The following is a 13,800-nucleotide window of genomic DNA, read 5'->3' as shown; positions in this document are numbered from 1 at the left end:
TTGGTAGGGATGAGGTCCCCAGTTCAAATCTGGGGAGCAGCTCCCGCCGCTGTGCGGCTTCCAGATAGGCCCCCATCTGCTTTGGGGAAAGAACTGTCATATATCCAGCTTCCGGGGCTTTGGGACGATGCAGTCCTTGCAGGGATTGCGGGGGATGAATCGCTCCTTCACCGCCCGGCCCAGAGCGACGTGGAGCATCAGGTGGACGCTGTGGACTGTGGTAGTGCTGAGTCCTTTGCTCTGGCTCTTTCCAATTTGGATTCTGCCGCTTTCTAATAACTCCTTGTAGAGCTTTTGCAGGTGCCGGGTGGTCAGCTTTTTCAGCTTGACAATCCCGATGCGAGGAATGGTATATTTCTCGGCCATCAGCTCATAGCGGTTGGCGGTGGCGGTGCGGATGTTTGGCTTGGCGTAGAGCTTATACCACGTCCGCAGCTAGGTGGCTGCTGTGTATTCAGTTGCTGCTTTGTTGACTTCGGCCTGAGTCCTGCCCAGTACATTCTCGATGATCCGCTGGTCGGCCTTGTTGTCGTATTCAGCGGTGTTCCCCCCTCAGCGGCCATCCTTACGTTTTCCGATGTTCCCTTCGCCGTTGACTCGTTGTTTTGCCATGAGATATCCTCTTTTGAAGTTGCACAAAATATCCCAGAAGCGGAGAGAGGCTAGGGGAAATGAGCAGAGTTATCAGAATGTTATTATTTGAGAGGATAGGCGCACTCATTGTCAACACCATCGCAATTTCCGTCGTGGGGGCCTCTATTGTTTTCAGCGTAGTAATTCCTAGGGATATCACATCCAGCCTATGATCAAGCCGCCCTGGGGCAACTCCTCGTAGCTTTTGCAGATTAATTTGTCACCCAAGTTACCTCTTCTTGCTTTCTTCTCTGCAGAATTTTAGTTCTTATTTTGCGGGAGCTCTCTGCCTGACGATTGGACAACTTCTTGTTGCCCAAAGGGCTGACAAACAGGATTCTGAGAAAAATAAAACCCGGGCATATGGGAACGGTACGATACTCGGCAGAGACCTGCCTTGTTTCGTATGTTTCTCATGCGCCCGGCGATTCGGTGGAGACTTTTCATTCGACGCTGACTGGCTGTCAGTGTACCTCTGTGCTCGGTGCAGCATTGCTGCGGCTGTTTAAATTGTGCTTTTATTTTAAGAAAACGGATGTTCTGTGTCAATGCCGAAATTATGGAATAGCAACCAACGATAGGATTCCTTCACCGCCTTGGGTATCTCATAGCGGCCATCATCCAAAACACTGACAGATGAGCCCGTATCTGGCATAGTGCAAAGAATCGCCTGCAACAATGCGAAAATGTGTCACAAATGAGCGCCCAGGAAAGCTACCCCTACAGGCAGGTCGTTATATCTCTTCCGACGGATATGAAAGAACACTGAGATAGCGATTACTATCCCAGTGTTCTTTTTGAGCTTGCAGGGGTCCGCACCTCCAAAAGAAGGGTCACTCCCTGTGCTGCTCGCGTTCAATGATCTCCTTGCACATATAGGCATCCGCGTCTAGCATGCCATTGGATGCTATGCGGCCCAGCATGGCCAGCGTATCATCGGCACTATAGCAAACGATGCCGTCGCCATCCGGGATCGCCGCTCCGATGCTGGCCATTCTGGCAGACTCGATGGCGACACCTACCGCTGTGGACAGCTTCATAGCGCAGCCAAACTTGGCACCATCACACAGCACGCCACCAATGCTGCCTACGATATTTTTGATCGTCATCTCGATCTTATCATAGTCATCATCCAGCAGGAAGGATACGCCGCAACCGATGCCGATGCTGGCCGCAATGGCACAGGCACACATAGCAGACAGGCGGCCGATATGGCTCTTGATGTATATTGTCATGAGGTAGCTGAGTGCCACTGCACGGAGGAGAGTCTCATGGGAGCAGCCAAAGGCTTCCGCAATCGGGATGAGAGGCACGGATGCTGTGATCCCTACATTCCCGCTACTGGCACAGCTCATGGCAGAGAGATTTTCGCCAGACATACGTGCATCAGAAGCGGCAGCCGCTAGGACCTTGGCCCGGAGATAGATCGGATCTCCAGGAAGCGTTTGGATAGCAGCTCCGATGCCAGCACCTAGCTTGCCCTTCAGGCCCGCCTCGGACAACGCACGATTGATGCGTAACGCCTCGTCTAAGAAGGAGATATCCTCACGATCCACCTGTTTGGCAAATCGATAAAAATCACGGATTTTGAACGCACGGATCGGTGCCTTTGTCTCAAAGGTATGCGCATCTTGAAAATAGAACTCGTCTTTTTTGAGAAGTTGCTCATTGGCTTCTAGCAGGACCACGTTGGCGTGAGATTTTGCCACAACAGCATGGCCAATTCCGTTTTCAGTGGTGACGTACGCCTCGATGTAGACACCCATCCCCTCGTAGTCCCATTTGATCTCGACTGTGGCACACTCCTTGGCAAAGCGCTCCACTTTCTCTTGATCAAAATCCTTCATGGTCTTGAGGACCTCCAAACCCAGGGAAGAGTCGCCGTACATCGCTCCGGTGACAGCCGGCTTGAGGACGCCCATGAACGGAGTGCCCGGTGTAACGACTGCGATAGAGTTTTTATAGGTGTCCTTGTCCATCAGGACCCGGACCTGGAGCGGGGTACCACCCACCGCATCCTTGGCAGCGGCAGCTGCAAAGGCCACAGAAATGGGGCCGGTACAGCCCAGAGCGGGCTTCACTTCAGCCAGAAGGATATCCAGGATCGCTTGATCTGTCATAAAACAGTCTCCTCTTTTCTGTTAATTCTTTTCCAGGGACAGTAGCGGTTCACTCAGCCCTTCCACACCAGCCAGAGCCAAGATCGCCAACAGGATGCTTTGCGGGCCATAGTGGGAGTTAGTGGGATCGAACCATTCATTGACGGAATGTCCGCACATGGCAAATCCTCCCGCACTCATATGGATAGCAGGGATCCCCAAACTCAGCGGCACATTGGCGTCTGTGCCGCCGGCCACGTCCCAGAGATCAGGAGTTTGTCCCAGAGAGTAGGTCGCACCAAGAGCCGCTTGCACCATGACGGAGTGGATGGACTGAGTCCCACTGGGTGTGTCTCCAATCATTTCCACCTCCGCTGAGATAGTATCGGTGTTCCAACGCCGGTTCTCTTCCTGGACGGCTGCGTCTACTGCCTGCTGGAAGCCCTGCTCTAGCTTTTTCATCTCCGCACTATCCTCCGAGCGCAGATCAACAAACATGGTAGCCTCAGAGGCGATGGCCGTGATGGCAGTGCCCCCTTCTACCACGCCAACGGCAAAGGTGGTCTTTGGCCGGTCAGGCACTTGGATATCATCGATCTTGGCGATTGCCCGCCCCATGGCATGGATGGCGTTCGGCGTTCCGAAGTGCATATAACTATGTCCACCGGGACCGTGGAAGGTGACACGATAGCGGTTGCCACCCAGCCCCTGATAGATCATCTTCAGTCCCGCACCGTCCACGGCCAGGAAGCCGTCGATATCGCGATGATTGGCGAACATGGTCTTGCTACCCCGCATATTACCGTTGCATTCCTCGCAGACGCTGCCGCATAGCTTTAGGTTATGAACGGTGCGCAGGCCTGCGTGGTGGAGGGCATTGGCAATGGCAATGATTGCGGCCATGCCCCGGGCGTTGTCAGCGATGCCCGGCGCATAGTACTTCCCGTCCTCACGCAGTTCAGCATGGATCTCATTAATGCCATCGAACACGGTGTCCATATGTGCACAGGCATACAGCGTTGCTTTCCCTTGGCTGCCCGGCCACTGAGAGTAAACATTCCATACCTCATCCAAATAGACATTTTCCATCCCTGCTTTCTCCAACTGGTCGGCAAGGTAATCTGCCCGTGCCTTTTCTGAGAACGAGGGTGCCGGCGTTTCACACAAACGGACTTGATGGGCAATCGTCTCAGGCTCTGTGTCCTCCAAATATTGGAGTGCCTTTTTTACCGCATCATCATGGAGCAGCGTATCATACAGTGCCCATACTTTTTCGGAGACCAAACTCTTTCTTTCGCAACCCATAATAAAATTCCTCCTTAAGAATACAGAATCAAACAAGGTCAAATACCGGCACCGGGGCCAAGAGGTAGCTTGAAGATCATCCAGATGATCAGCTGGATAGTATATGTAAAGAAGATCGCAACAGAATAGGGGAGCATCAACGAGATATATGTGCCCATCTTGATAGGTTCCTTCTTGGGGTTGTACTGCTCCATGATACCAAGCACCACTGGGATGAAGGTGGACAGGGGAGAGATGATATTCGTAACGGAGTCGCCAATGCGGTAAGCCATCTGGGTCAGTGCCGGAGAGAACCCGACCTCAAAGAACATAGGAACAAAAATAGGAGCGAAGATCATCCACTTAGCTGAACCACTGACCAGGAAAAGGTTTGCAATCGCCACCAGGATGATAAACAGAACTGCCAGTGGGATGCCGCCCAGATGGAGCTTTTTCAGCAGTTCAGCGCCGTTGACCGCAATGATGGTTGTGATATTGCTGGTGTTGAAGAGCTTGATGAACAAGGATGCAGACAGGGATACGACCAGGAAGCTGGCCACGCTGTTCACGCCCTTGGCCATGATTAGAGAAATGTCCTTTTCAGATTTGATGACTCCGGCGCCAATGCCATATGCGATGCCTACGGTGGTGAAGAAGGCAAATAGCAGGAACATCAAAGAATCCATGAAGGGGGAAGAGGGAAGAATCTTGCCCTCAGGACTGCGGAAAAAGCTATGTTCCGGAACTGTGAGGCATAGCAGGATCAAGATAAAAATGACGCAGGCAATCCCCGCGAACTTCAATCCCCGCATCTCAGCAGCACTGACGGTCTTATCTTCGTCGGCCACATCCATCTTGGCAATGCCATACATCTGATCCAAGCGGGTAAAGGTAAACCGCTTGGCCACCAGGACGATCACAAATGCCACCGTGACCGTGGAGATCATCAGAAAATACCAGTTGATCAGTGGATGGATCCCTTCATGAGGGATCCCGGCGCCCTGTGCTACGCCTTGGGTGATCCCGGCTAGCATGGCATCAGATCCGGTGACCAGCAGATTGGCGCAAAATCCGCCAGCAAAACCAGCGTTGCCGATGATGACGCCAGCCAGAGGATTACGACCGATAGCTCCGAAGATCGTGCCGCCCAATACCATCGCCAGCATCCAGCCCGCATTGGAAGCGATACTGGCGTTGGCACCCACGAAGGCAAGCGCAAAGGTTATCAAGACGGTGGGCGCACCCAGTAAGGTCTTTTTAACCAGTGTGCGGACTAGACCGGTATAGTCAATCAGCGCAATGCCGAACATCATCACGATGATGATGCCCAATGGTGCGAAAGAAACATAGTTGGACACGAATCCCTTCATCGTAGCGTATAGCACATCACTGCTGAAGAGATTTTTGACTGCGACCGTAGTCTCTGCCAGAACGCCGTCCTTTCCGGCGGCCATATAGGTCACAGATACGCCCATATAGGACAAAATTGCAGACAATGCAGCAGTTGCGATGGTCAGATAGACAAACAGCATGAACGGCGTAGGAAGCTTATTTCCTGTTCGCTCGATAAAGTCGAAAAATCGATCCATGCCTTTTGCTTTTGGCTTTTGCGCGGTGTTGCTCATAACAGATTCCTCCTTTTATTTCTCACCGAGACAATGTCTCTACAAAAATATAAAGCAAAATTCGTGCCAACAAAAAGCCGGGGAAAAGTCCACCTTTTCCCCGGCTTTTTGTACGCACACTATAAATGGCCTGGCCCAAAAATGTATAAATTGTATTTGCTGTACTGCTAATAGCCGATTAAACCAGCACATCCGCAGAGGTGGCACGAAGCAAGCCTGCCTCTGTAAGGACCGTACCTCCACGGCCACGCAAAATCGTGACAAGGCCTTGCTGCTCCAACTTTTTTAGTATGGCTCGCGCCTGTTGCTCTCCCATAAAATAGCCCCGCTGTGTCATCTGTTTGGCAAACTCTACCCGCCCGATGCGGTAGCCGTTGCGATAATGATCCAGCAATATGGCAAGCGCTGTTTCCGTCTGCCCCTGTGTAGCCGGCTGCGGTACAGGCATAGGCTCTTCCGGGATTGGGACAGGTACCGGCGCACAGCTGCACGGAAGATCCTCTGTCCCCACGACGGATTTGCCAAGAACCGAGAAATATTCCACAAGATTGCGCAATTCCCGTATATTTCCCGGCCAGGGATATGTGAGGAAAAAACTGCGTAGAGCAGGGGAGAGCGCAAATTCGACCTGTCGTTGCTCCATAAAAAAACGGAACAGCTCCGGGATATCCTCGCGCCGGTCGCGAAGCGGCGGGATATATAAGGGCAGGACGCTGAGGCGGTAATAAAGGTCTTTGCGGAATCTACCCTCCGCCACCGCCCGGTGCAGATCCTGATTGGTCGCAGCGATGATCCGCACATCCACATCGGTGGTGTTATGGCCTCCCACCCGGATGACCTCATGTTCCTGAAGAACACGCAGCAGACGTGTTTGCAGTTGTACCGGCATCTCCCCAATCTCATCCAGAAAGACGGTCCCGTTGTGGGCAGCTTCGAACAATCCGGCTTTGCCTCCCTTGGCGGCTCCGGTAAATGCGCCGGATTCATAGCCGAACAGTTCGCTCTCCAGCAGTGATGGAGAAAATGCCGCACAGTTTACAGCCAAAAAGGGACCGTCCCGCCGGGGAGAGTGGCGATGGATGATGTGGGCGAAAAGTTCCTTGCCGGTACCGCTCTCACCCAGTAGCAACGCAGCTCCATCAGACTTCGCAATCTGGAGGGCAGTCCGTTTGCAAATGGCTAATCTTTGGCTGGTGCCTACCAAATCCTGCAAGTCATACTTAGCAGTGTTTCGTTTTTCCACAATGACCTTGCGATGCCGGATGAAGCGGCGCTGTTCTACATCGAAATTATTCATCATCAGCAGACCATATCGGTCCTTTTCACTGTCGGCTGGGATGATAGTAAGGATATAGTCACTGCCGTCAAATTCAATAACTTTTTCACTTACCTGGCCGTTCACCAGTTCATTCAGCGAAAGCGGCAGCAACTGGGTCACATTGCAGCGCAAAAGTTCCTCCCGGCTCATATGGAGGATAGACTGGACCTTAGCACTGCAATCGAATACGATGCCGTGACGACAGAATGTGATGGCTCCGTTGGTCATATGGTCGAATATCATGGACATCCGGTCCTCAGAGCGGGTATGCTCTTGAAATAGGGAATTGAAGCTGTTTACCGCAGGGAAGGTGCGGCGGGCATGGATCATGTCCTTACCGCGGTACAGATCTGCATCCATATCCAAACGATGGATGATATCCAACAGAGAGGAGCGGTCAATGACCTTCTCATCCAATAGAACAAGATCTGTTCTCGTATCTTCCATCATAGGGATGAACCAGTCATCCCCCCGGAATGCCAGCGCAGTAGGGGCCGTCCGGCAATTATTGAGCGACAGAAAGCGAAGATCACCGCGGAAGAGCTGGTGGATCAGCACCGTGATCTGCCGGGCACTATCCTCGTCGTCATCCAACAGCACCAGCAGTTCGTCTTTGGGGATCTGCATGATAGCCGGATATGTACTGCGTGTCAGGGTGACGGTAAGAGGGATATAACTCTCATAGCGGACTGACCGGCACACCGGTGCGTGGACCAAGTCAGAGTAGGTGAGAAGCACGTCTGTGCTATAAATGACGCCGGGGACTACCGTATCTTCGCAGATAGCCTCTATGTGGATAGTCCCCAGGAAGTAGTTCTCCAACGTATTTTGAAATCGTAGCATCTCTTGCTCATGTTTGACCACAAGGAGCAGTTTTTTCACAGTATGAGCCTCCAGTCTGGATATCTCTGCTGCACAAAACAGCCGCAACGATGTATTCGAATAAAAATATCATATCCTACAGGAAGATAAAAGTAAAGTCCAGGTGGCAGCCCCAAAGGTCCTGTACACGGGCAAGGCCTATGTCACGATGCCATACAGAGACCTGACAGCCCAGGATGCACAGCCACTCACCCAATATCGGACCACAGATACACTACCCCCGGTCTAGCATCTCACAGATCTTGGTGAAGATCTCTGTGCTGATATGCTCGTTACGGCCCGGCTTGGTGAGGGCATTGGTGGACATACCGTTGGACAGACGCAGGTCCTTTTTCTTTGCATTCTTATCAATCAGGAGTTTCCGCAGCGCTTGAATTGACTCCAACAGCAAATTATAATAAAAATGCTTATCTATGTGCGGGATAGGGCAACGCTGAGGAGCGACCTGAACAGCACATAGGGTGTGCGGGAAAGCAGCATCTTTAACGGATGCTGCTTTTTTGCTGCTTTTCCGGAAATAAAAGCGATAAACCCCGGGGCTTAAGAGGCAGAGTTCCTTCACTTTCCCTGTATGGCGGCGTCGAGAAACGGAGAAAACCATAGCCAAAAATACACATGTAACCTTTAGTGACCAAATCGTCATTGAAGTTGGTCTCAGAGAACGAAAAAGATTTCCTGTCATTGCAACGGAGCGGAGCAAGGACCAGGACCACAATATCCAAGGAAGTTCGTATGTATACTAAACTTAAACAAGCAGGAGAATATAATCCATGTATTGTCCGCAAAGATTGCAAACACTACAGCGATTTATGCAACTCTTGCCGATTTGCCTATGGGAAGTCCTGCAGTTCCTGTTACAAAGCTAAGTACATTGAAATATGCTAGAACTTTCAGTAGGAGAAATGCGAAAAACTGAATAAGACTCCGTATATCTGTGATGGATGCGAGCAGCGTCAAACTTGCAAATTGGAACGTCATCTTTATGAAGCCAAATTTGCCTGGAAGGCATACGAAAATGCCCGCGGCACATCCCGGCGGGGCTTGCGGTAACACTGGCAGAGTTTAGCCAGATCTGAGTAGATAATACACATGAGATCATGCTGGACGAGACAACTATCTACAATTATATGGACACAGGTCTCCTGTTCCTTGGGGATATTGATTTGCCCAGAAAGGTGCGCTCAAGGTGCGCAGGAAGAAAACGTCTGTATGGGTAGATAAACAGTGCTATCTCGGAAGAACCTAGGAAGATTTTTTTGAGCACACAACAATCAATCCAGATATCCCCTTCGTGTAGATCGATACGGTATTTTTCCGCAGTTCCAAACTCATGCTGGCACTCCTGAGAGAACGGAACACTGCACGGTTTGCTGCAGAGGTTTTTGAGTGGTTATATAAAGCCCTTGAACATGAACAGTATTGCCGCCTATTCCAAATCATATTGACTGACAGGAACAGTAAGTTTACTGATTCCGTGGCTATTGCATATACCGAATTTGGTGAAGTACGAGCAGAGTTTTCTACTGCAATCCGCAGCATTCCGGACAAAAGAGTAGCTGTGAGGTTACACATAAATTTATTTTCTGTATCATCCCGAAGGGCATATCCTTTGACCATCTGCGGAAGAGGGATATTCTGTTTATGATGAGTCACATTAACTCCTATACAAGAAAAAAGCTGAACAGCCAATCTGTACGCCGGCTGTTCAGCTTCTTATATGGAGAATCCGCTTTGTCTTCCCTCGGCATTCAGGAGATCCTCGCCAACGATATTAACCTGACACCCCATCTGCTCAAGAAGTAAAACTAGGCTGCCGCCATTCGGAATATATCTGTATCTAGAGGTGGAAGTTACTCTGGCAAGATTTGCAAAAACGCTTCGATCTCCGCTTCGCATGCCTATCTCTTCGCTGAGTGTCCGGTTCATATATATGCTAAAACATCGGTCAGAAATATTTCAATTCCCTTTGTAAGAATAAATCTCAGATCGAGTAATGTTTGTAAAATTAACTTCTGGTTTTTCGAGGGTTGTATTACTTTCCCGGAAGTAAACCGCGCAGACTGGATGTTAATTTTGTAATCCGCCTGTACTCAGAGTATACACTAAAAATATTAATATATTTCCTCTATAAAGGATACCTCCTTTAGTGAAAGAGGTATGCTATGGAAACAAAATATCAAAAGCGGTACATTAGATTTGTCCTGAAGGTTCAATATTACTGGAAACTGCGCAGTTTGGCACGGGAAGCATTTGCCGATGAGATTGGAGAGTCATGGCCATTTGTTGCCAAAATTGAAAACCCGACATGTATTTTCGGAGTCTCTATGAAAACCATGTTCAGAATAGCGGAGGTCTAGAACATCCCTACAACGGGGTAATTACAGGTACTGGGACCAACGAATATTAGGACAATGGGGAGTAGCTTGCCTGTCAGCAGACTTTTTTCGTGGTCAGGGGAACATTCTCCACCTGTGGTACCGGGGCTGTTTAAATGGAGATGGAGATGTATTTGGGTGAAAACTAATGATTGACAATAAAAAGCCTGGATGCTATAATAAACATATAAAACCTGTAATACAGGTATTAACAGTTTCTGAGGGAGAACACATGAACAGTAAGCTATTGACCGATGAAGTGTATAACATTCTGCTCAACAAAATTACTGAAAAGGAGTGGAAGGTGGGGGATAAGCTCCCTTCAGAAAACAAACTTTGTGAGCAGTTTCATGTCAGCCGCATTAGCATTCGAACCGCCATCCAAAAGCTTCAGGCGCAAAACCTGGTAGTTACCAAGCCGGGAAAGGGGTCCTTCGTCAGCTCCAATCATATTGGCGAAAACATGATTTCATTTTCTATAGAAAAGATGAACATTACCAGCAACGAGTACCGGTATGTTATGGAGCTACGGCGGGCGATTGAATTTACCAGTGTGGAGTTGATGTGCCAACATGGTCAGTCCCAGGATTTTGAGGCGCTGAAAACCGCCCTGGATCATATGGTTGCCAGTGGTTCGGATGCCCGCAAGTATGTAGAGGCGGACTTTGAGTTCCATATGGCCATGATTAAGGGCTCTCACAACCCTTTGTTTGCTACAGTGATGAGGGGATGCAAGACCGAGTTGCTGAAATACTTTCGGGAGATGGCGGACGCCTCTGGCGGGAACTTCCAACGGGCGATTCAAAACCACTCAAATATTTATCAGGCAATTTTGGAGCGTGATGCAGAAAAGACAAAGCGGATTATTGAAGGAACATTTGAGTACAACCTGGAACGCTTTAAGAATCTATTTAAGGAGGAATAGGCCCTGAAACTTAAACGACTTGACATCATAAGGGTAGCGATGCTCCGGGATCAGTGGCTTTTGGTACGACTTCAGAGCCAGGACGGCCTGTCTGGCTGGGGTGAGATTACCGGTAGCTGCGACGACAGCGCCGTGGCCAGTTTATTGTCCGACCTTACTGAGTCCTTATCGGGGAAGAATTTACTAGCAATCAAGGATTGCTGTTCTCTGTTGGAAAACTGGCGCTATCCAGTAGTGCGGACCATACGCACCGTCTCCACTGCTCTAAGTGGACTGAACCAGGCCCTGTGGGATTTGACCGCCCGGTATTATAACGTTCCCCTGTACAAGCTTTATGGAGCGGACGGGGTAGATTCCATCCCCCTCTATGCCAACCTGAATAAGGCCCTATGGGGGGACCGATCTCCCGATTCATTGCAACGCAATGGCGCGGCTGCCTTGGCTGAGGGGTTCTCCATGGTGAAGTGTACCCCCTTTGATGAGGTGATTCCCACCCAAATGGACCCGAACATGGGGCCGGCAATGGACCGCATCCAAGCCCTAGCCGAGGCAGTGCCATTTGCTCAGATTGCCATCGACTGTCACCAGCGATTCCAAGGGTATACCCTGGAACGGGCCGTAGAGGCCATCACCCGGCGATGGGGTATCCCATACTGGATGGAGGATCCGGTGCCCGCTGACGATTTTGCTTCTATGAAGCGGGCAAGAGCGAGCTTTCCCACTGTCCGCTGGGCTGCAGGGGAGGACTCCCTGTGCCCCAAGGCCATGATGACATTGGCTAACTCTGGGTGTTATGAGATTCTCATGCCCGATGTGAAGTACATCGGTGGTCCAGACGCGGTGCGGGCCCTCATTCCCGTGTTGGAGAGCCTGAACTTCAAGATGACTTTACATAACCCCAACGGCATTATTGCCACTGCCCACAGCGCCCATCTCTCTGCTTTGATCGGTTCTGGGGCGCCCATGGAGTACCCTTATGGTGCTGTGGAGCAGCGGGAGCTTTTGTGTGAGCCTGCCGAGCAGATTCGAAAGGGACGCTACTACTTCCTTGATAACCCGGGAATCGGGCTGGACTTGTCGGAACAGGCCTTGGCTCGTTATGGAACGTGCTTCCGGGACGGGCGATGGACAACCTACAAGGGGGATTCGGTATGAAAAAGAATGTATGGTCCAATGCGGAGTTCTATCTTCTGTTGGGGATGCTGGTATTCTGCGCCATTCTGGTCTGGCAGCTCTCCATCATTACTGTGTCCGAAAGCCGGATTTTCCCCTCTGTTATTTTGGCGGTGTCCATTTCTGCGGCAGCGATTCAGGCTGTGCATGTGTTTGGAAAGGGAGATTTCCTTGATGTTCACAAGGCCCTGCTGACTGGTCGGGAGTGGCTGGCTTTGTTGGTTTTATTGGCATCTTATTTCAGCTATGACCGTCTGGGCTTTTACGCAACCATCTTTTTGGTTTTGGTGGCGATTTCCCTTCTGGTGCAGAAGGAATTCACTCCCAAGACTGTGGTATCCACTCTGGTTTTTGACATCATTCTTCTAGCGCTGACCTATGTCTGCTTTGGCCTGCTGCTAAAGATGGCTACCCCAACCGGGATTTTTTATTAACCCGTAGAATGTTAAACTAACTAGAAAAATGGAGGTATTATTATGAAAAAGAGAAGCTTGTTTGCGATTATTCTTTCGGCCAGTTTGTTGCTTGGCGGCTGTGCTAACACCCCTAAGAGCAACGACTCAGAAAACCAAGACGGGAGTGCCGCGACATCCTACCCGGAAAAGAGCGTGCAATTCATCATTCCTTATGCTGCGGGTGGAGGCACGGACACTCTGTGCCGTCTGCTGGCTTCCTCCATGGAGAAGTCCTGGGGCGAGTCCTTCCTCATCGCCAATAAACCTGGCGGCCTCAGCCAAGTAGGCCTGACTGAGCTGTCTGGGGCTGACCCGGATGGCTACACCATCGGTGCTCTGTCCAATCTGGACCATATCCTGGTGCTGTTTACCGGCGAAAATGTTTCCTACGATTACGAGTCCTTCGATTATTTGGGGGCTATTAATACCACAGCCAATGTGCTTATGGCCAGTAAAGACAGCGGATTTACTGATCTGCAGCAGATGATCGACTACGCCAAGGAACATCCCGGCGAGTTGACTGTAGCTGTATCCGGCAAGACCCATGTGGCTGAGGTCTCTCTGTTTGAGCAGGCGGCTGGTATCCAGTTGACCACTGTGATGCAGGATGGTGGCGGAGACAGCCTCAACGCTATTATGGGCGGACATGTGGACTGTGCTGTGCTGGATAAGAACTACGTCGCCCAGGTAGAGGGACAGGGCATCAACACCCTGGCGACCTTTGCCGGAGAGGCTATCCCCACTATTCCTGATATTCCCACCATGAAAAGCTTGGGTTATGATGTGTCGACGGAGACTTACCGGGTGATCGTTGCCCCTGCTGGCACCCCCAAGGAGATCGAGGATGCCATCACCCAGAAGATTCAGGAGGTCTCTTCCGCCGAGGAGTTCCAGGAGAGTATGGCCAACATGGGTGAGATCTATCGCTTCCTGGATCAGGATCAGGTCAAGCAGCGATTAGATCAAGATTATGAAATGATCCAACAGCTTCTGGAGGAGAATCCCGACGCCCTCAACCGTTGACAACCAGG

General features: G+C 50.6%; 12 protein-coding genes. 6 read left to right on the top strand and 6 right to left on the bottom strand.

The genetic code is table 11. The features are described 5' to 3' along the window. Positions 1–96: 96 nt before the first annotated feature. The 6 genes from MCG44_RS13860 to MCG44_RS13835 all read right to left on the bottom strand — a co-directional run bounded on the left by MCG44_RS13860 (position 97) and on the right by MCG44_RS13835 (position 8,226). The gene (locus MCG44_RS13860) at positions 97–369 is read right to left on the bottom strand and encodes a hypothetical protein (RefSeq protein ID WP_240288934.1); all 273 of its coding nucleotides are present in this window, start codon (positions 367–369) and stop codon (positions 97–99) included. Between the two features lie 1,097 nt (positions 370–1,466). Then, entirely contained in the window at positions 1,467–2,753 is a 1,287-nt protein-coding gene (locus MCG44_RS13855) for a serine dehydratase subunit alpha family protein (RefSeq protein WP_240288808.1), read from the bottom strand. Between the two features lie 21 nt (positions 2,754–2,774). Continuing rightward, positions 2,775–4,037, bottom strand: a complete 1,263-nt coding sequence (locus MCG44_RS13850) for a M20/M25/M40 family metallo-hydrolase (protein ID WP_240288806.1) — start codon at positions 4,035–4,037, stop codon at positions 2,775–2,777. Positions 4,038–4,075: 38 nt separating this feature from the next. Continuing rightward, positions 4,076–5,641, bottom strand: coding sequence for an AbgT family transporter (locus MCG44_RS13845; protein ID WP_240288804.1), 1,566 nt, complete (start codon positions 5,639–5,641; stop codon positions 4,076–4,078). A 178-nt stretch (positions 5,642–5,819) separates the two neighbouring features. Continuing rightward, positions 5,820–7,841 (bottom strand): sigma 54-interacting transcriptional regulator, encoded by a 2,022-nt coding sequence (locus tag MCG44_RS13840; RefSeq protein WP_240288802.1) that lies wholly within the window; start codon positions 7,839–7,841, stop codon positions 5,820–5,822. A 214-nt stretch (positions 7,842–8,055) separates the two neighbouring features. Beyond that, positions 8,056–8,226, bottom strand: a complete 171-nt coding sequence (locus tag MCG44_RS13835) for a helix-turn-helix domain-containing protein (protein ID WP_240288800.1) — start codon at positions 8,224–8,226, stop codon at positions 8,056–8,058. Between the two features lie 1,256 nt (positions 8,227–9,482). Here MCG44_RS13835 and MCG44_RS13830 point away from each other — a divergent pair. From MCG44_RS13830 to MCG44_RS13805, 6 genes are all read left to right on the top strand, one after another. After that, positions 9,483–9,644 (top strand): hypothetical protein, encoded by a 162-nt coding sequence (locus tag MCG44_RS13830; protein WP_240288798.1) that lies wholly within the window; start codon positions 9,483–9,485, stop codon positions 9,642–9,644. A gap of 359 nt (positions 9,645–10,003) precedes the next feature. Beyond that, on the top strand, positions 10,004–10,198 hold the full coding sequence (locus tag MCG44_RS13825) for an XRE family transcriptional regulator (RefSeq protein WP_240288796.1): 195 nt from the start codon (positions 10,004–10,006) through the stop codon (positions 10,196–10,198). 166 nt (positions 10,199–10,364) lie between these two features. Continuing rightward, positions 10,365–11,141, top strand: coding sequence for a FadR/GntR family transcriptional regulator (locus MCG44_RS13820; protein ID WP_240288794.1), 777 nt, complete (start codon positions 10,365–10,367; stop codon positions 11,139–11,141). A gap of 39 nt (positions 11,142–11,180) precedes the next feature. Further along, entirely contained in the window at positions 11,181–12,296 is a 1,116-nt protein-coding gene (locus tag MCG44_RS13815) for a mandelate racemase/muconate lactonizing enzyme family protein (RefSeq protein WP_263858403.1), read from the top strand. Continuing rightward, positions 12,293–12,748 (top strand): hypothetical protein, encoded by a 456-nt coding sequence (locus tag MCG44_RS13810; protein WP_240288791.1) that lies wholly within the window; start codon positions 12,293–12,295, stop codon positions 12,746–12,748. Before MCG44_RS13815 ends, MCG44_RS13810 begins: the two co-directional genes overlap by 4 nt. A gap of 42 nt (positions 12,749–12,790) precedes the next feature. Then, positions 12,791–13,792, top strand: coding sequence for a Bug family tripartite tricarboxylate transporter substrate binding protein (locus tag MCG44_RS13805; RefSeq protein ID WP_240288788.1), 1,002 nt, complete (start codon positions 12,791–12,793; stop codon positions 13,790–13,792). Positions 13,793–13,800: the final 8 nt, after the last annotated feature.

This window comes from Lawsonibacter sp. OA9, from assembly GCF_022440585.1.
This window is presented reverse-complemented; position numbering and strand designations above follow the sequence as displayed.

Coding starts and splice junctions, on each gene's coding strand:
- MCG44_RS13855 (WP_240288808.1), bottom strand. CDS start 2,753: ATGACAGATCAAGCGATCCTGGATATCCTTCTGGCTGAAGTGAAGCCC.
- MCG44_RS13850 (WP_240288806.1), bottom strand. CDS start 4,037: ATGGGTTGCGAAAGAAAGAGTTTGGTCTCCGAAAAAGTATGGGCACTG.
- MCG44_RS13845 (WP_240288804.1), bottom strand. CDS start 5,641: ATGAGCAACACCGCGCAAAAGCCAAAAGCAAAAGGCATGGATCGATTT.
- MCG44_RS13830 (WP_240288798.1), top strand. CDS start 9,483: ATGATGAGTCACATTAACTCCTATACAAGAAAAAAGCTGAACAGCCAA.
- MCG44_RS13825 (WP_240288796.1), top strand. CDS start 10,004: ATGGAAACAAAATATCAAAAGCGGTACATTAGATTTGTCCTGAAGGTT.
- MCG44_RS13820 (WP_240288794.1), top strand. CDS start 10,365: ATGATTGACAATAAAAAGCCTGGATGCTATAATAAACATATAAAACCT.
- MCG44_RS13815 (WP_263858403.1), top strand. CDS start 11,181: ATGCTCCGGGATCAGTGGCTTTTGGTACGACTTCAGAGCCAGGACGGC.
- MCG44_RS13810 (WP_240288791.1), top strand. CDS start 12,293: ATGAAAAAGAATGTATGGTCCAATGCGGAGTTCTATCTTCTGTTGGGG.
- MCG44_RS13805 (WP_240288788.1), top strand. CDS start 12,791: ATGAAAAAGAGAAGCTTGTTTGCGATTATTCTTTCGGCCAGTTTGTTG.